The sequence below is a fragment of the Pseudomonas sp. GNP013 genome (assembly GCF_054343995.1).
Window position 1 is genome coordinate 2,317,415 of record NZ_JBTGUT010000001.1, and the last position, 17,720, is coordinate 2,335,134.

The 17,720-nt window shown below is 59.5% G+C and carries 16 protein-coding genes and 1 pseudogene; 2 read left to right on the forward strand and 15 right to left on the reverse strand.

The features are described from left to right. Position 1 precedes the first annotated feature (1 nt). The 8 genes from ACXX81_RS10345 to ACXX81_RS10380 all read right to left on the reverse strand — a co-directional run bounded on the left by ACXX81_RS10345 (position 2) and on the right by ACXX81_RS10380 (position 6,879). Entirely contained in the window at positions 2 to 742 is a 741-nt protein-coding gene (locus ACXX81_RS10345; RefSeq protein ID WP_015372105.1) for an SDR family NAD(P)-dependent oxidoreductase, read from the reverse strand. Positions 743 to 753: 11 nt separating this feature from the next. After that, positions 754 to 1,230 carry an aromatic-ring-hydroxylating dioxygenase subunit beta gene (locus ACXX81_RS10350; protein ID WP_015372106.1) on the reverse strand — a complete coding sequence of 159 codons (477 nt, stop codon included), beginning with the start codon at positions 1,228 to 1,230 and terminating at the stop codon, positions 754 to 756. 15 nt (positions 1,231 to 1,245) lie between these two features. Then, positions 1,246 to 2,520, reverse strand: coding sequence for an aromatic ring-hydroxylating oxygenase subunit alpha (locus ACXX81_RS10355; RefSeq protein ID WP_458571622.1), 1,275 nt, complete (start codon positions 2,518 to 2,520; stop codon positions 1,246 to 1,248). A 19-nt stretch (positions 2,521 to 2,539) separates the two neighbouring features. Continuing rightward, on the reverse strand, positions 2,540 to 2,902 hold the full coding sequence (locus ACXX81_RS10360; protein ID WP_015372108.1) for a hypothetical protein: 363 nt from the start codon (positions 2,900 to 2,902) through the stop codon (positions 2,540 to 2,542). Positions 2,903 to 2,918: 16 nt separating this feature from the next. Continuing rightward, positions 2,919 to 4,091 (reverse strand): indole-3-acetate monooxygenase, encoded by a 1,173-nt coding sequence (gene iacA, locus ACXX81_RS10365; protein ID WP_015372109.1) that lies wholly within the window; start codon positions 4,089 to 4,091, stop codon positions 2,919 to 2,921. Between the two features lie 415 nt (positions 4,092 to 4,506). Beyond that, positions 4,507 to 5,130, reverse strand: a complete 624-nt coding sequence (locus ACXX81_RS10370; RefSeq protein ID WP_458571623.1) for an NIPSNAP family protein — start codon at positions 5,128 to 5,130, stop codon at positions 4,507 to 4,509. Between the two features lie 71 nt (positions 5,131 to 5,201). After that, positions 5,202 to 5,753: a nuclear transport factor 2 family protein gene (locus ACXX81_RS10375; RefSeq protein WP_458571624.1), complete on the reverse strand. Its 552-nt coding sequence runs from the start codon at positions 5,751 to 5,753 to the stop codon at positions 5,202 to 5,204. Position 5,754: 1 nt separating this feature from the next. Further along, complete coding sequence (locus ACXX81_RS10380) at positions 5,755 to 6,879, reverse strand: amidase (RefSeq protein ID WP_065892728.1); 1,125 nt, start codon at positions 6,877 to 6,879, stop codon at positions 5,755 to 5,757. Positions 6,880 to 7,072: 193 nt separating this feature from the next. Between ACXX81_RS10380 and ACXX81_RS10385 the strand changes: the two genes are divergently transcribed. Together ACXX81_RS10385 and ACXX81_RS10390 are read left to right on the forward strand one after the other, a co-directional pair. Beyond that, a complete protein-coding gene (locus ACXX81_RS10385; RefSeq protein WP_015372113.1) occupies positions 7,073 to 7,549 on the forward strand; it encodes a MarR family winged helix-turn-helix transcriptional regulator in 477 nt (158 codons plus the stop codon). 138 nt (positions 7,550 to 7,687) lie between these two features. Further along, positions 7,688 to 9,172, forward strand: a complete 1,485-nt coding sequence (locus ACXX81_RS10390) for an aldehyde dehydrogenase family protein (protein WP_015372114.1) — start codon at positions 7,688 to 7,690, stop codon at positions 9,170 to 9,172. Positions 9,173 to 9,237: 65 nt separating this feature from the next. On the opposite strand, the gene ACXX81_RS10395 is transcribed toward ACXX81_RS10390, so the two are convergent. The 7 genes and pseudogenes from ACXX81_RS10395 to ACXX81_RS10425 all read right to left on the reverse strand — a co-directional run bounded on the left by ACXX81_RS10395 (position 9,238) and on the right by ACXX81_RS10425 (position 17,305). Beyond that, on the reverse strand, positions 9,238 to 9,657 hold the full coding sequence (locus ACXX81_RS10395) for a hypothetical protein (protein WP_015372115.1): 420 nt from the start codon (positions 9,655 to 9,657) through the stop codon (positions 9,238 to 9,240). Between the two features lie 217 nt (positions 9,658 to 9,874). Continuing rightward, positions 9,875 to 10,774 (reverse strand): transcriptional regulator FeaR, encoded by a 900-nt coding sequence (gene feaR / locus ACXX81_RS10400; protein ID WP_065892727.1) that lies wholly within the window; start codon positions 10,772 to 10,774, stop codon positions 9,875 to 9,877. 428 nt (positions 10,775 to 11,202) lie between these two features. Beyond that, positions 11,203 to 12,447, reverse strand: a complete 1,245-nt coding sequence (locus ACXX81_RS10405; RefSeq protein ID WP_240998955.1) for an MFS transporter — start codon at positions 12,445 to 12,447, stop codon at positions 11,203 to 11,205. 6 nt (positions 12,448 to 12,453) lie between these two features. Continuing rightward, complete coding sequence (locus ACXX81_RS10410; protein WP_458571625.1) at positions 12,454 to 13,761, reverse strand: NAD(P)/FAD-dependent oxidoreductase; 1,308 nt, start codon at positions 13,759 to 13,761, stop codon at positions 12,454 to 12,456. A gap of 122 nt (positions 13,762 to 13,883) precedes the next feature. Next, positions 13,884 to 15,080 (reverse strand): multidrug effflux MFS transporter, encoded by a 1,197-nt coding sequence (locus tag ACXX81_RS10415; protein ID WP_065892724.1) that lies wholly within the window; start codon positions 15,078 to 15,080, stop codon positions 13,884 to 13,886. Beyond that, positions 15,077 to 15,247, reverse strand: a pseudogene (locus tag ACXX81_RS10420) (alpha/beta fold hydrolase); the annotation flags it as partial. The gene ACXX81_RS10415 and the pseudogene ACXX81_RS10420, both read right to left, overlap by 4 nt. A 732-nt stretch (positions 15,248 to 15,979) precedes the next feature. Then, the gene (locus tag ACXX81_RS10425; RefSeq protein ID WP_041931474.1) at positions 15,980 to 17,305 is read right to left on the reverse strand and encodes an alginate export family protein; all 1,326 of its coding nucleotides are present in this window, start codon (positions 17,303 to 17,305) and stop codon (positions 15,980 to 15,982) included. Between the last annotated feature and the right edge of the window lie 415 nt (positions 17,306 to 17,720).

Consider the following 17,720-nt stretch of genomic DNA (forward strand, 5'->3'; position numbering starts at 1 on the left):
GTCAGCGCATGAACAGGCCGCCATTCACATCCCAAGTGGCTCCGGTAGCGAAATACGCCTCGGGGCGTGCCAACTGCACAATCAAGTCACCGAGAAAATCCGCATCGCCCAGGCGCTGCACCGGAATATTGGCCATCAGGCCCGGCAAGCGTTCGGCCGGAATCGCCGCGCGCACCGCCGCCGATTCGATAGGGCCTGGGGCAATCGCGTTGACCGTCACCCCGCGCGCGGCAAATTCCTTGGCGAAGATCTTGGTCAGCGTCACGATGCCGCCCTTGCTCGCGGCATAATGCGCGCCGGTCGCGGTGCCGCCGTTTTGCCCGGCCAGGGAGGCCATGTTGATGATGCGTCCATAGCCGGTTTCGGCCATGTGCGCGCCCAGCACCTGGCAGCCAAGGAACACACTGCGCAGGTTCAGGCCGACCACGGCGTCGAATTCCTCGGGGCTGATCTGCATCAGCGGCGTGGTCTTAGTGACGGCCGCGTTATTGACCACCACGTGCAGCGCGCCGAAACGCGCCAGCACCTGCTCCAGGCCCGCTTCGAAATCGGCCTTGCTGCCGGCGTCCAGTTGCAGCGCAAGCGTGTGCTCGCCGGCGGGATCCAACTGTTTGGCGCAGGCTTGCGCGGCGTCAAGGTTGAGGTCGGTAATGACCACCGAGTACCCGGCCCGCAGCAGGCTCGCGCAGAAATGCTGCCCCAGGCCCTGACCCGCGCCCGTCACCAATGCGATCTGGCTCATTTCGGCGCTCCTTAAAGGATGTAGCCGATACCGGCAAGGGCATCGTCACTGTTGATCAGGCTGACCACTTTGCGCTGGATCTTGAAACCACCCTCGCTGCGGATCAGTTGGTAGGTGAGGTCGGCGCTGTAGAACTTCAGGCTTTCCTTGCGGAACTCACGGATGTTCTGCGCGCAGCGCACCGTCACCTGCACGCCGTCATCGGCCAACACCCGAAACCGCGACTGCATGCGCACCGTGCGCGGTTGCGGGCTGGTGGAAATCGATTCGCCGCCGGTCAGGCGTTGCACCCGCAGCTCACGCATATGATGGTCGTCGTAGGCGTAGTTGAGGGTGTTCTCGAAGTCGGTTTCCAGAGGATCGATGGGTATGATGTAGGTGCCCTTCTCGGTCCACATCTTCAACCAGCCGTCGTATTCCCCGTGGTCGAGCATGTCGCCTTCCTGCCAGATGAAAGCGGTCACTTCGTGCAGTAATTGCAGGTTCATAAGGTTCTCCACGGGTCAGGCCGACATCATCTTTTTCCACTGCTGATAGGCCGCGCGCATGCCGGTTTCGGCACTCACATCGGATACCAGCCCGTCTGCACTGGCCTGCTCGCCGGGCAAGCCGCGGTTGAGCATGATCCACAGGCGTTCACCGGCGCTGGCGCCCTTCTGGACCCGTTCCCAGGCCTCGGAATCGTCCGGGGTGCCGAAGCCCATCGGGCCCTGGAAGTGCTCATGCAGACGCAGGCGATAACGGTTGGCCACGGCCGGGCCGCCGTCCATGGTGATCACCGAGTGGTGGATTTCGGTCTCGGTCACCGAGATCGGTTGCAGCACCCGGAAGAACGCCATCGAGCAAGCGACATTGGGGAACAGGTTGAGGTTGAAGCCGGTGCCGCCGACCGCACGCACGATCCGGCGCACCTGTTGCTCTTCGATACCTCCGTCACGCAGCTCGGCCGCGAGGCCTTCGAAGCGCTCGGGGATCGGTTTGTCCAGGTCGGCTTCGAGGTCGATCAGGTCGGGAATCATCACCATCACGCTGTGGCCGTTGCCCAGGTCCTCGACGTAGCCGGGGCCCTTGACGAAGTCGAACAGCGCCAGGGTCTGCTCGTCCACCGACGACAGAAAGCTCTTGTGCACCAACGGGAAGTGGTAGGCGTCGGTGGTGTTTTCCAGCTGGATCTTCCAGTTGCCGGGGAAACGGAAGCGGTGTTCGCCCGGAACCTTGATGCCATAGCCGGCGCCCTGTTTCATGAACAGGTCCATCCATTTTTTCGCCGCGCCGAGGTAGTCCTCCAGCGGCTCGATGTCGTCCTTGAACGTGGCGAAGATCATGCCGGCATAGCTTTCGGTGCGCAGGCTGACCAGCGGCAGCTCGGCCTTGTCGATGCAATCGCCGTAGCTTTCCGGGTGCGGAATACCGCGCAGCGAGCCATCGAGCGCGTAGCCCCAGCCGTGGTACGGGCAGACGAAGCTGTTGGTCTTGCCTTTCTTGTGTTCGCATACGGTGGCGCCACGGTGACGGCAGCGGTTGAGCAGCACGTGCACGTCTTTCTTGCGGTCCCGCACCACGATCACCGGCTGCTTGCCGATATAGGTGGTCTTGTAGCTGCCGTTGTCGGGGATCTCGCTTGCGTGGGCAACCCAGATCCAGGTGCTGTAGAAAATCTTCTCCAGCTCGGCGTCGAACAGTTGCGCGTCGGTGTACATCAAGGTGTGGACGCGGTCGGCCTGCACCAGGTCGGCGGGGTCGACGTCAAGGTTTACTGCGGGAATCAGCTTGCTCATGGTAGTGTCCTCGTCGGCATCAAGTACGCTGAATGATCAGCTCGCGCCCAACCCGGGCTTCGATCTTGGTGTAGCGCCACAGCTTGTACGGGCCATCTCCCACGGGTGTTGTGCGAAACAGGTTGCAGGCGGCATGCACGGTATCGATGTCCGGCACGTCGGCCAGCAGGTAGGTGGTCCAGGGGAAGCCATCGGAAGGCCCGACCATGCTCTGGTCGTCATCCATGTTGCCCAGCACCTTGACGCCGGCGAGGTCGTGAATGCCGTTCCACATTGCACTGAACGCTGCCCACACCTGCAATTGCTCGTCGCGCGCGGCATCGAAAAAATTCTGGTTGATGCCCATGCAGAACAGCACGCGCAAGGTCTTTTTATCGCTCATTTTATTTCCTCGACGGTTAGAGGTAGCCAGGCAAAGGCTGTTTGCCGAAGAACATGGCTCCGGCGTTTTGATAGGTGATGTCGCCCATGAAGGCGTGCTGGGTCACCACTTGGGCGTCGTTGACGCAGCGGGCCAGCGGGCTGTCGTTGTACACGCCGCTCATGCCCGAGAGCATTTGCGCGGTACGCGCCACATCGGCGGCGACGCGGGTGGCATGGGTCGACGACAGCCGCAGCAGGTTAGTCGCGGTCACGGGTACCGCGTCGCCGGCCAGGACGTAGTCCCAGGCGCGGTCGATGGATTCGTAGAAAAACGCCCGTGCGGCACGCAACTCGGCTTCGGCACGGGCAATGTCGACCTGGGCCAGGGGCCGATCGGCAATCGCCGGGGCGCCAGTGACCGAGACACGCCCACTGGCCATGTCGGCCAGGGCATCGAGTGCCGCACGGGCAACGCCCAAGCTGACCACCGAGAGCACCTGGGTGGCGAATGACAGCGATGGGTAGCGGAAGAACGGCTCGTCCAGATTCGGCAAGCCGCCACGCACGAACGTCCACTCTTCGCAGACCCGCACATGTTCGGCGACCAGGTCATGGCTACCGGTACCGAGCAGGCCGACGGTGTCCCAGGTTTCGTCGATGCGGATCGCGCTGCGCGGCATTACCGCAATGCGTGGCAGGCCGAAAGTGTCGCCGTTTTTCGGGGCGATGCCGACGCCGACAATGTCGGAGCCCAGGGAGCCGCTGGAATATTTCCAACGACCATTGACCACAAAACCGCCTTCGACCACTTCCGCCGGTTGCGGCGGGAAGATGCCACCGGCGAACACCACGTCCGGACCGTTGGCATACACCTTGGCGATGCTCTCCAGCGGCAGCGCCGCGAGGTACACCGGGCTCATGCCGAAGCTGGCAACCCAACCGGCGGAACCATCGGCCTGGGCAATACGCTCGATCACCTGGCAGAACTCGGCCGGCGAACACTCCAGGCCACCAAAGCGCTTGGGCACCAGTGCCCGGTAAACGCCGTGCTGCTTGAAGGCCTCGATCACGTCCTGGGAAATGTGGCGCTGGCAGTCGAACTCGCCGGCTCGGGCACGTTCACGCACATCGACCAGCAAGGCTTCGAAGGCGGGGCCACTGGCAAGCGAGCTCACCGTATCAACCGCTGGTTTTTTAAGCGAATGCATAGATTGACTCCGTTTTCAGGAACGGTATTGGGCTGGGCGGGAATTCAGCGTCGAGCGGGGACGCGGGGCGTAACGAGGGCGATGGATCGGCATAGTGGTTACCTTTGTTTTTGTGGGTGCCGTTGGGGTGAATTTGAGCTTGGTTACGTGAATTGTCAATTGATTTATCACGCTTAAAAACAATACTAATCACGTAATATTTTGCGTAAATATTGGATGAAATAAGTATTACTCATTGTTTTAAATGGAATTATCGTTAATAAATTAAAAATTTTTTTTAAAAAATATAAAAATTTAGGAGCGAGCTTGCCCGCTAAAAACCTCAACGATGACGTGTACCACCTGGATAAACGCGGTGTCTGAGAGTTCTTCGCTAGCAAGCTCGCTCCTACAGGGGGTGCTCTGTGCAATTTTTTCAGCGCAGCGGCGAGAACGGCGCCGGCAGATAGACCGTGGAGTGCATCTGCAACAGTTGCGGCGCGGAATTTTCCGGCGGCCAGGCGCCTTCGGCCACGGCGCGAGTGCGCACTTCAAGGCGCTGTTCCAGCGAGCTGTAGGGCCAGATGTGCAAGTAGCGCGGAATCTGCCCGCTGGTGGCATAGAACGCGGCATACACCTGGGAATAGTCCGGTCCGGTGCGCCGCTCCACGGCCTTGACCCAACCACGCAACGTCGGTGCCAGCCCGCTGGGCACGAGGTTGTATTCGCGCAATTCATAGAACGGGCCATGAGTCCCGGGAGGCAGCGGTTCGACAAAATCGAAGGCGCTGTAATCATCCACTTGCTGTTCAAGCAGAAATTCGCCGATCGCAAAGCCATCGGACGCCAGCAGATAGCGCTCGCGTTCGCGTTCACGACAGCCGCCATCGTCGAACCCGCGCAGCACCGCGATAAGATTCTGCGAGCCGATTTCCGATACCCAGCAGCCCATCAAATGCACGCCCTCGCCCGCCTCGCGCAAACTCTGCTCCAGGCGTGGCAAGGCTTGCGGCACGGTGCGTACACGCAAGGTGAAGGTCAACAGTTCGAACAGTTTCAAAGCAATCTCCAGGCGCCACGCGCACAGCGCGCCCGCCGTTATCGGCAGTCGCGGAATATGAAAGTCAGGGGTTATTCGTGAGCGCTATCGCTCACCTGTGCGGCAGGCTTGGGCACCGGCAGCTCGGCGTCGCTGCTACACGCCTGTACCGGGCGGCTGAACAGGTTTTCGGTCTGGAAATGCGCCATGCGCCACTGCCCGTCTTCCTCGGCAAAGCGCACGCTCAGACGCGCGGCGTTGAGGTGGGAGGCGCCGCTGGCGAAGGTGGACGTCTGCAACATCACCCAACTGCCGACCACGGCGGCGTCCCGCGCCTCGATAAGCTCGCTGGCGAGGAAGTGCACGTTGAGGGCAAAGTGCGCCGGGGTTTTCATGTAGCCGGCGAACATCGCGGCAATGGCTGCGCGCCCGCGATAGCCGCCGAAGCTCTGGACGTACTTGGCGCCCTTGCCCTCCCACACCGCATCTTCGGTGAACAAGCCGGCCAGTTCGTCGAGCGGCGTGTGTGCGTCGAGGGCGTCACACAACACCATGTAGCGGTTCATGCAGGCGCGGACGCTGTCCTGGATCTCAAAGCGACGCAGGCGTTGTTCCAAGTCTGCGCGGGGAATGCTTGTGCTCATTTCAGCCACCATGCCCAGCGTACAGGCTTTCAAGCAGGCGACCGGCGATGGCCAGCAGTTGCTCATCCGCGCCCTTGGCGGCCACCAGTTGCAGGCCAACCGGCAGGCCCTCGGCACTGGCTAGCGGGATGCTCAGCGCCGGATGCCCCGACAGGTTGAACGGGCGGACGAAGGCGGTCATGCCCAGCACCGCCTGGGTGTCGGTCGCCTCGGCCAGGGTCAAGGGGAAGTCCGGCATGGTTGGCAGCACCAGCACGTCGACCTGTTGCAGCGCCGCATCGACTTCGGCGGTGAAGCGCAGGCGCACCTGCTCGGCCTCGGCCAGCGCAGTGGCCGTGGTGTTGTCGGCGGCCGCCAGGCGCGCGGCGATGTCGGCGCCGACCTTGCCGGTGTCCAGCAAATGTCCGCAGGCATCGAAGGTCTCGCGGTTGATCACCACCATGCCGGCGTCATAGGCCGCCTTGAGGCTGGGCAGCGTGAGGGGTTCATTGGGCAATTGGCTGCCGGCGATGGCAGCGTCGATCACGCGCTGTACTTCCTTGCTGGCCTGCACCGTCACAATCCCCAGGCGCGGCGCGGCGGGTGTCGGCACGGGCTTGAAGGTCGTGTCGATCGCCTGCATGGCCGTGACCAGCATCGGCAGGCTCGCGGCAAACGGGCCGACACAGTCGAGGCTGCTGTGCGTCGGCATCACGCCACGGCGGCTGACCCGTCCGAACGTCGGCTTAAAACCGAACACACCACAGCAACACGCGGGGATGCGCACCGAACCGCCGGTATCCGTACCCAGGGAGAAATCCGCCAGCCCCGCAGCCACGGCAGCTGCCGAGCCGCTGGAGGAACCGCCTGGAATACGCCCCGGAAAACGCGGGTTCGGCGCGGTGCCGGCCCAGTGATTGATGCCCGTGGTGCCGAACGCCAGCTCGTGCAGACTGGTTTTCGCCGCCAGGCGACAGCCCTTGTCCAGCAAGGCCTGCACCACATCGGCGTGGGCGGTGGCCGGCGCGGCATCCGCCAGGGCCTGGCTCGACGCACGCGTTGGCAGGCCGGCGATATCGATAGTGTCCTTGACCATCACGGTCGGACCATCGCCGCCAAGGGAAAGCTGTTCAATCACCAGGGTCATGTCACGTCACCTTCAGTACGAATTACGGAATACGGACGCCCGATGCGCCCTTTCCTTTTTTTCACACTCACCGAATATTACGTGAATTGTCAATTATATTTATAATTGTCGACCCAGACCGCACGGCTCAATAACCGTGCCCAATTCACGAGAAAAGTCTATGATTACTCGCCTCCTCTGACATGAGCACGCCATGACTTCTGTAAAAAAAACCGCAAACCGCTACGACCCCGGCAGCGAAAACTTTCACAAGGAAGACTTTCCGTTCTACTGGCTGGCCATGGTGCATGGCCGCTACAGCCAGTACATGGAAAAGGCGTTGAAGAAAATCGGCCTGGATATCCCGCGCTGGCGCGTGCTGCTGATCCTCAAGGAGAACGGCCAGTCGAGCATTTCTGAGATTTCCACCCACGCGATCGCCAAGCTGTCTACCATCACCAAGACGGTCTATCGCATGAAGGAAGATGGCCTGGTCGATACCGCGCCCTGCGAGGACGACGGCCGCGTCACCCAGGTGCGAATCACCCCTGAGGGCCGCGCGGCGATCGAACGCATCCAGGTGGCGACCCGCGATGTATTCAAACGCAGCTTCACCGGCATGACTGAAGCGCAGATCCAGCGCCTGAGCCGCCTGCTCGAAACGGTGTTCGACAACCTCGGCGAGCCCTAGGCCAGCCGCGACATAGCCTGTCGCGCATAGTCAACTTCCTGGCAGGCTTGAACAAGCAGCCAGGCGCGTATCGGCTTTTAATGCAGAGGTCTTTCGAGCGCCCAACGGGCGCGACGAACCTTTCACTGGAGCCCCGCCATGCACATTGCCTTATTGCCCTCAGTCGTTGCTTTCCTGGGTCGCGATCATTCCAACTTCATCGATGGCGCCGTGCACACCAGCGCGTCAGCGCAGCGCATCGGCGTGATCGACCCCGGCACCGGCGAGACCGTTGCGCAGTTGCGTGATGCGCAGGCCGAAGATGTGAACCTGGCCGTCGACAGCGCGGCTACCGCCTTCAAGGGCGCTTGGGCACAGGTCACGCCTTACCAGCGCGGCGTCCTGCTCAACCGCCTGGCAGATCTGATAGAAGCCAACGGCGAAGAACTGGCGCAATTGGAAACCCTGAGTTCCGGCAAATCGATCAACCTGTCGCGGCATATCGAAGTGGGCCAGAGCGCGGTGTTCCTGCGCTACTTCGCCGGCTGGGCGAGCAAGATCGGCGGCCAGACAATGACCCCGTCGTTTCCGGCCATGGACGGCGAGCAGTACAGCGCCTACACCCTGCGCGAACCGGTGGGCGTGGTGGCGGCCATCGTGCCGTGGAACTTCTCGTTGATGATCGGCGTATGGAAGCTCGGCGCCGCGCTGACTACCGGCTGCACCGTCGTGCTCAAACCCAGCGAATACACGCCGCTGTCTCTGCTACGCCTGGCAGAACTGGCGATTGAGGTCGGGATTCCGGCGGGCGTGATCAACGTGGTCAACGGCCGTGGCCAGGTCGGTCAGCAGTTGATCGCACACCCGCAGGTGCGCAAGGTGTCGTTCACCGGCTCGGTGCCCACCGGCATTGCCGTGGGCAAGGCCGCCATGGCCGCCGACCTGACCCGCGTCACTCTGGAACTGGGCGGCAAGAACGCGGCGGCACTACTGGCCGATGCCAATGTCGATGACGCCGTGGCGCGCTTCGTGCAGTCGGCCTATGTGCATCAGGGTCAAGTGTGCGCCTCACCGGAGCGCTTGTTCGTGCACTGCTCCCTCGTCGAGCAAGTGACGCAGAAGATGGCCGCGATGCTGTCGCAGATGGTCATCGGTTCGCCCCTGGACGAACACGCCCAGTTCGGCCCGCTGTCGAACAAGCCGCACTTCGACAAAATCCTCGGCTTTTTCGACCGCGCCCTGCAGGGCAACCAGGTGGTGTGCGGCGCACGTGCAGTGGACCGCGCCGGTTACTACGTGGAACCGACGCTGATCGTGGCCACCGGCAAGGACGACCCACTGCTGCACGAAGAAACCTTCGGCCCGGTGGTGTGCGTGCTGGGGTTCGACGATGAAGAAGAACTGGTCGAGCTAATGAACGACAGCCCGTTCGGCCTTACCGCCAGCATCTGGACCAACGACCTGTCCAAGGCCTTGCGTCTGATCCCGCGAATCGAAGCGGGCACGGTGTGGGTCAACATGCACACCTTCGTCGACCCCAGCGTGCCGTTTGGCGGGATGAAAGCGTCGGGTGTCGGGCGTGAGTTCGGCAGTGCGTTTATCGACGATTATACCGAGCTGAAATCGGTGATCATCCGCTACTGACACGAAGGAACTTGAGGGCAGATCAAAAGCAGATCTCTATCTACCTGATAGGTAGAGATCCAACATTATTTGTGAACGAGTACGGCAGACACGCATCGCCCCGCCGTACTCAACTGCTCCTCGTTGCCGGCCGGAGTCACGTCCCACGTCACCCAGGTGTAGGCCGACTCATCGTTGAGTTGCACCAACCGGTTGAGATGGATGACGGTGCTCCTGGAGCCCGCCATCAGGTGCTGAACCAGGCCGGTAAGCTGCGCCTTGCCCTGATAACGCTCCGCTACCCCTTCGCCGGTGATCTGGGTCTGCTCGGTGTAGACCTGCTCGACAACTGTCCTGGCGTCTTTCTTCGGCCGGCTGGCGGCAATACCGTTCAGCTTGTTCTCAATGGTGCTCTGCAACGGTTCGGAGGATTGCGCCTGCGCGTGTGGAAAGCCGCAGGCCAGTGCAGCCAGAAGCACAAGGGAAGACGATACTTTCTTGGTCATGAAGCACCCGTTTCAATGAATGAATGGATCAGATCGCTGTGGGCCGGTTTCTAAGCTGGTACACAGAAATTCTGATGCAGTCGGGCGCCGATTGATTGGACATGCTGGACAGCATTTTGCAAATTATTGTCAGGTTGCGCTCAAATCGCGGACAACAAAAAGCCGCGCGGATGCGACACGAAAGCAGTCATATCCGCACGGTTCGCTGAACCCGGACTCAGCGCCCGCGACTTCTGTAGGTGCTCGGTGTCAGCCCCGTCTGCTTTTTGAACGTCTTGGAAAAATGCGCCGAGTCGGCAAACCCCCAATAGCTGGCGATCTCGGTGATCGAGCGATGCGAGCAAACGGGGTCGCGCAAATCCTGCGCCGCCTTCAACAGCCGCTCACGCATAATGTACCGGCAAACACTGTCGCCACTGGCCTCGAACAGCCGGTAGAGCTGGCGGCTGGAAATGCCAAGTTCTTCGGACAACGACGCCGGCGACAGCCGCGGTGAGTCGAGCCGCTGCTGGATGACCGATTGCACTTCATGCAACTGCCACCCCGGCGAGTGGTCGCTGGCGCGGTACTCCATCACCGACTCAAGCAAGGCAACCAAGGCTCGTTGCACGCCGTCGCCATCCTGCGGGCAAGACCACTGAGCCAGCTCGCCTCCAGCGACCTGACGCACCAGCGTGCCAAGCAGTTGACCACAACCCCCCGTAGTCGACAGTTTGCCGAAGCGGGCGCGCTCCAGGTCCTTGAACAGCTCACGCGGCAGAGGGATCGACACATGGGAAAACAACCCCTGGGGGATCATTTTTACCCCCTCGGAAAAGTCGAGCAAAGCAAGGTCACCCGCCCGCAGGTCAACCACCCGGTCCCCCAGTTCAATGGCCATTGAACCCTGCTGTTGTAACACAAGGAAACACCGGCCCACTGAATCGCGCCCGCTTGACCGACTATCCATGGCAATCACATGGGCATTGCTGCGGATGTGAGCAACAGCCGTGCTGCCTATCAGTGTTTGTTTCATTTCCCCGATGAAAAGGCTCTGGCAATGGTCATAGCGCGTTTCGAAACGACCGCAAGCCGCGTTCACACTTTCGTTCCATGCCGACAACGCTTGACCATTCATCATATTCTCCCAGGGACACGCCCACTATTAGTGCGCTTTTCACGTGATTCAGGTAACAAAAAAATCTTACTTTTAATGATTAAGCACAGAACGCGCCAACTCGCAAAAAAATCAACTGGAAGGCCGTGGTTTGCCTGCTGTTGCCAAAACTTTGTGCAAGGGCGCCAGCCCATATAGTTCGCAGACCAGGCCCGATAGCCTGTGGTGTCGACCACGCGCTGCGAAATCCAACTTCAGCGCATGACTCAAAGGCCAGTCGGCGGCGTTGTACTACTGGCTGGCGCCCAAGCGCATGATCAAGACCATGGCGCAGGCCACCGGGGAGTCTTACAAAGAGCTGAATGCCGATGCCAGCGAACGCCTGGCGGCGTTCGTCGAGGCTCAGCGCAGCAGCGCAGTGCGCGCTGAATAACAGGTGGTCGCCTGCTTCACAGTCTGGACATGACTGCGGTGTCTGAATCCCTGGCGCGATTGAACGCCAACCGAGCTCTCAACACCGCAGCACCATAGATGGCCAGGACCGCAACCGAACAGGCGCCAGAGAACACGAATACCGCTGAGTAGCCAAACGCCTCGATCAGGAACCCACCGATAGCTGGCCCGAATGCCGCACCGAGAGACAGGCACAGTGCGCCCAACGCGACAAGCTTGCCCGACAGGTCGAACTCGGCCATGACGCCAAAGGTGTAAGCCAGCACGAAGCTGATCGAAAACAGGAAGCAAATGACCCCTACGACATAGGTCGTCAGAGAGGAAAACTGCGCCAGCGCCACCAGGCCCAGCAACTCCGCGAGTATGATAACCGCCACCGGCATGAAGCGCCCCACCTTCAGGCCGATTGCCGACGCGATGAAACCACCGCCTGCATTGATCAAAAAGCCCAGCGCCAGCACCATCCCGATGGTATCGGAGCTCAGTCCGGTCTTTTTCCCCATCAGTTCGAGAAACGCCCACACCGACATGATGCCGGTCAGGAACACCAGGCTGGCCACCAGACTCAACCACACGATGGCGCGACTCTCAGTACTGGCAATCTGGACAGCAGCATCGGACGCATCCAATTGGCGCTCGCTGCGACGCGGCACCCAAGGCAGCGGCAGAATGCCCATCACCACCATGGCAAGGGCGATGGTGATCAACATGCCTTCAAAGCCCCACACCGGCGCCACCGCCACTGGCAACAGGATGAGCAGGAAGGCGCCCGGTACCGTCTCGATACCCAGCTTGAAACCAAACGCACGTTCGGGCCGAGAGCTGTCACCGAAAATCGTCATGGCCAGGGCATACAAGGCGCCTGTCCCGGCACCCGCCAAGGCCATGATCACCTGCAGCATTTCATAGGAAGGCTCGCGCAAAACAAACAACACCGCGCCCACCACCAGCGCCGACGACAACGCCGAAATAACCCGCCAGCTGAGCCGGTGAATCCACAGCAATGACGCCAGCCCGAACGCGCCGAATCCCAGGTTCATCGCCATGGCGAGGTTACCCAGTTGGTGCTCGCCCAGCCCGAATCGCTCGGCAAACGCTCCAAACAGGACCGGCAGCACGTTCAATAATAGTGCGCCCGCCCCCGAGACCAGCCCTGCACACAAGTAAACGGAAGTTTTATCGATCGGATTTTTTTTTGTAATTTTCATTGAGGTATCCCGGCTTGATGAACAGAAGTCCACGTTTGCTTAACGACGGCCTACACGGTAGGCATTGAGTTGGCGAGAAACCTTGCCCAGAGAGCACAGCACTGCCCTGAAACGATCCTTGCCGAAAATACGCTTGCGCGGAATTGAACTCATCGCGTCCCAGGCGGGCGAGCCACCGCTCAGGCCGTCGGCGATGACTCTGGCGATCACCTGGCTGGGTGTGACCCCGAACCCGGAATATCCCTGCACATAGAACACATTCGGATGCTCATCCAACGTGCCGACCTGCGGGAAGAGGTTCAACGAGCAATCCATCGGGCCGCCCCAGGCCAAATCGATTTTGGTGGTGGCAAGGTAGGGAAACAGTCTCAGCATCTTTTTATGGTTCCACGCCTTCAGGTCCAGCGGGACATACTCGAGCAGCATGCCGGCGGTGCCGTACATCAGCCGGTTATCCGCGGTGATCCGGTAATAATCAATGATCGGCGTGATATCGCTGAAGGCGCCACGGATCGGGCTGATGCGCTCGATCATTTCATTGGTCAGCGGCTCGGTGACCGTATTGATTGCGTAGACGTTGATGGTGGAGTTGTCGAGCGAGCGGTCCATCTTGTTGAGAAAGGCCCCGCACGCAAACAGCAGTTTGTCGGCCTTGACCGACCCTTTTGCGGTTCGCGCGGGGACTTGAGTCCCATAGTTCACCTCAAGCACAGGAGACTGCTCGAAAATCCTGCTGCCATGGATTTCAGTGAATGCCTGAGCCTGCCCCAGCAGCAGGTTCAGCGAATGGATATGCCCATTGCCCATATGCTTGAGCGCGCAGGTGTAGATATCGGACCCGACGATGCTGCGCACTTCGTAACCTTCCAGGTAAGTGATTTCTTGATCCGGATTCAGGCTCTGGAAACCCTTGGCCCAGGACTGCAACAGCTTCCCCTGGCGCTTATTGAAGCCCAGGTAACCATAACCGTGCCGAAAATCTGCCTGGATGTCATACCGCGCGATGTGTTGCTTGATCAGGCTTGCACCCAGGTCGCTGATCTCGAAGATTGCCTTGAGCCCCTCGGGGCCGACGTCCTTTTCGATATTCTCCAGATCATGGCCGATGCCCGCCATCTCGTGGCCGCCGTTGCGCCCCGAACCGCCGAAGCCCAAGTAATTGGCTTCCAGCATCACCACGTTGGTGATACCCCGCTCGGCCAGCTCCAGCGCCGTGTTGATACCCGAAAAACCGCCCCTGATAATCACAACCTCTGCCTCGATATCCCCTTCGAGATCCCGATAATACAGATCGTATTTACGGGTCATGGTGTAGTACGAAGAAGGGTTTTCCAGAGACAACGACATACCAGACTACCTTTTTATTATCAGGGCCTATCACGCCTACAGTGTGTAGCGGATTTGCCTGGCTGGCATGTCCAGTATTGCCGAATTCTTGGTCAGGGCTGACAACTCAACTGCCACCGGACTCAAGCTTGCATTGCGACCGCCCGAGCAGGCAGGCGACGGCTCACCGCATAAGCGACGAGACTACCCAACCCGCAACACCCCACCACCAGGCACATCGGCCACGCGGTGCCATCAGCCAACTCGCTGACCCACACACTGGCCAGCGCGCCAGTGGCAAATTGCACCGAAATCCCCAACGCCACGCTCGCGCCGGCCCGGCGTGGAAACAGCGTCATCAGGCTGGCCATGCAATTGGCGCCGATCAACCCGGTCACACCCATGTACAGCGCCATGCAACACACGATACTCGCCAGTCCACCCCATTCGGTATAGCCGACCAGCATCAGCCCCAGCCCTGCCCCGCTGACCAGCACCGCGCCCACGCCGAGCATGCGTTGTGGCCCATAACGGCCGACCCAGCGCGCATTGATGAAGGTCACCAGGATGATGCCGAGGATGTTCAAGGCGAACAATGCGCTGAATACCCGAGGCGAGGCACCGAAATACACCACGTACACGAAAGGCGAAGCGGTGATAAAGGCGAACATGCCGCCAAAGCCCAAGGCCATGCACAGGATCAGTGCCACCGCCCTGGGCTGGCGGGCAATGGCAAGGTAGGCCGCGAAAGCCGCCGCCACGGACGCGCCGCGATCCTGTATCGGCAGGCTTTCCTTAAGCGTCAGGGTAACCAGCAACAGGCACAGGCTGGACAGGATGAACAAGGTCGCGAAGATCGTGCGCCAACCCTGGATCAGCACCAGCCAGGTGCCGATCATCGGCGCGACCAGTGTCGCCATCATCGTCAACACGTGCATCCACGACAGCACTTTGGCGGCCTCCACCAGGCCGACCATGTCCCTGGCAACGGCGCGCGCCAGTACCAGCGCGCCCGCGCCACCGAGCGCCTGGAAAAAGCGCCAGGCAATCAATTGTTCGACGCTGCCGGCAAACAGGCAACCCAGGGTCGCTGCCGCGTACAGCACCAGGCTGCCAAGCAGCAGAGGGCGTCGGCCATAGCGGTCGGACAACGGGCCGTAGCACAACATGCCCAGGCACAGCCCGGCGAGAAACGCGCTGATGGTGTGTTGCACCTGCGCAGTGCTGGTCGACAGGTCCTCGGCGATTTGCGGGAAGCTGGGCAGGTAAGTGTCAATCGAAAACGGCCCGAAGGCCGTCAATGATGAGAGCAATACAATCAGGCGTGCCCGCGGGTTCATCGACCGGAAATCGCGAGTCTGTGAAGAAACTCGATGACCAGGCGGTTGAGGCCCGCGCCCTGGTCGTCGTGCACATAATGGCTGGCGTCCGCGACTTCGGCGGTGCGCACCTGCGCATTGCAGTCGCGCATGGCTTGCAGGGTCGCCGCCGGCAGAAAGTCCGAGCGCAGGACATGCAGGTTCAGGCCTGCTCGAGTGGTGAAGAAACTGCTGGCTGAGTGCATAGCTTCGCTCCGCTAATCTGCGTAGGAGCGAGCAACCTCGCTCCTACAGTGGCATGAGGTTTGGGTCAAATCAGAAACGATCGAAGCGATACGCGCTCGGACAAGTAGATGAAGTCTATGTTTGTGGTAGTGGACATTATTATTCTCGACTGAAGGAGGTATCGACTGCTCCCACGCTATCGAGGTCGAGTATCGGCGTGCGGTTGGTGACGGTATTGTAAATTTCGGACATCAAGCTTCAAGCCGGCCCTCGGCGTTGGCGCGAAATGATGCTCGATGTCGCGGCGACGCTGTCAGGAAAGTCGATGGGGCTAAAATCGTGAGTGCTCCAGACGAAATAGTCTTGGGAAACGCAACGCCAGAATAAAGCGGCCAAGAACCGCTCAAAAAGAGTGGCTGTCTAAAAAGGGTGCCCTCGGGAACGAGGGCACCTCCACCAAGGAGCAAAAGTGGAAACTATTCCAGGCGCACGGATGAAACGCTCTGCCGGTTTCTAGTGCTGACTGCGTTATTTACGTCATGCTTTTCTTTGATCAAGCTAGATCTCGCAAGAAGTACAGAACGTTTGCCAGGCAAAACTCGGCGATCCGACGGTGAGCTATGGCGTGTGCAGGGATACAACTTTATCTAAACGGCGAGGAACAAAAACAGGTGACATCAGTCACCTGCCAGGTATCAAAATGTCGTAGAAAACACCAACTGGGTGTACACATTTGTATCGTTGTTACCCAACTGCGTCCCCCCCTTCTCTGCGCTCTTGTCTGGCTGGTAGATGCCTAACAACGGCAAAACGGTCAAGTGCTGATTAACGCGCCATTCGGCATACAAGTCGATTTCATGACCATCGGTGTTACTCACGTTACGATCGATGGTGTCGTAATTAAAGTACATGGCTCCGAGGGTCAGGCTTTCCAAAGGATTGACCTTGAACGTAACATTCTGAATACGAGCGTTATTGTTGAAGGGGCCGGCATAGTTACTGGCCACTTCACCCTGGAACCATGTGCCGTAGCCACGACCCGTCCCATAAAACAAGGTGTCATAACCTTCTGAAAAGCGGCTGTAGCGATAGCTGGCGCTCGGCCTCCACGGAGCATCAGCAAAGGTCCACCCTGCTTCCAGATACCAAGCGTCCTCATTCGCCGCATTCGGTTTGTTTTGCCTGGCGTATTCACCCGACAAAAACAGGTTTTCCACGCCAGCATTACCCACTGCGCGCACGCTGTAGGTCTTCATGCCTTCACGCTCAAGCTGCAGGGGCGAAGCGTACTGTTCAGCGATTTTCGTGGTGTTGATGTACGTCAGGCCAACCGTACCGGCTGCAGCCACGTGTTCCAGCGTACCGACGTACATCTCGGTATTGGCCTGAGAGGGGTTATCGGATTTAAGCCACATCAGATCGCCACGCCAGCCCTCTTTACCGCCAATGCGCAACACGGCTGTCTTATCGAACGCTTTGCGGGCAGCCACGTAGAAAGCACCTCCACGATTGTACTGTCCGTCGCCGAGGCCGCGACCTGCACTGAAGGCATCGCCCTGAATAAGGAAGCCGTCGCCCACTGCAATATTCTGTCGACCGAATGAAAAGTCGATGCCGTCTTTGCCAAGGACTTCAACCAGGTTGCCCGAGCGCCATCCCAAATAAGCATCTTCAATCTTGGTGGTGCGCTCAGATCCATCAGTGTAGCCAGCAGCGTCCCCGTCCCCCCAAGTGGCCGAACTGACCAGTGAGAAGGCACCATAGGCCGTCCCTGCGCCTCGCAATCCCTGATCGCCGCTCACGCCGTACTTGATGTAGCCCTCTCGCCATGAGGACGCCCCCTGTGTTAACCGGCCAGAGGCTGGATAACTTTCACGACTGTGGAAAACGCCAAAAACCGCATCCAAGTTAGCATTGAGATGGGTGTCATCTCGGGAAAAAAGCTCATAAGCGCCCGCGGGAGTTGTTGCATTGAACAGTGCAGCGAGGGTACAAAAGTGAAGCAGGGAATATCGACGCATGGTTGCATTTCCATTTTTTTTATTGGGTTAAGCGATACATTAAATGGGCTATTCCTCACCTGCATTTAAATGCCGCCAGGATTCTGCAGTCGTTGGGGTAGTCAATGCGAGCTACCGATTAATAGTTGCGCAGTCTATGCTTTAAACATCTGTTGCGTTTTTTTAAATCTTCACCTCCTAGCGATATCTTGCTTGAATACCTCTCTAGCAGGCCTAACATGAGCATTATTATCTGTACAACAATCGAGTCTGACGTGCTTTTTCTGTAGAGCCTGTGCCACGTATAAGAAGGGCTAAAAATTTGAGTATGCTGACCCGACAGAAAACACCGCCTCTACAGAGACTGATATTTAAATCTATAACCGACACCCTCAGTAGACCCTGTTCAACCCCGACAAAGTGCCTTCCGATCAAA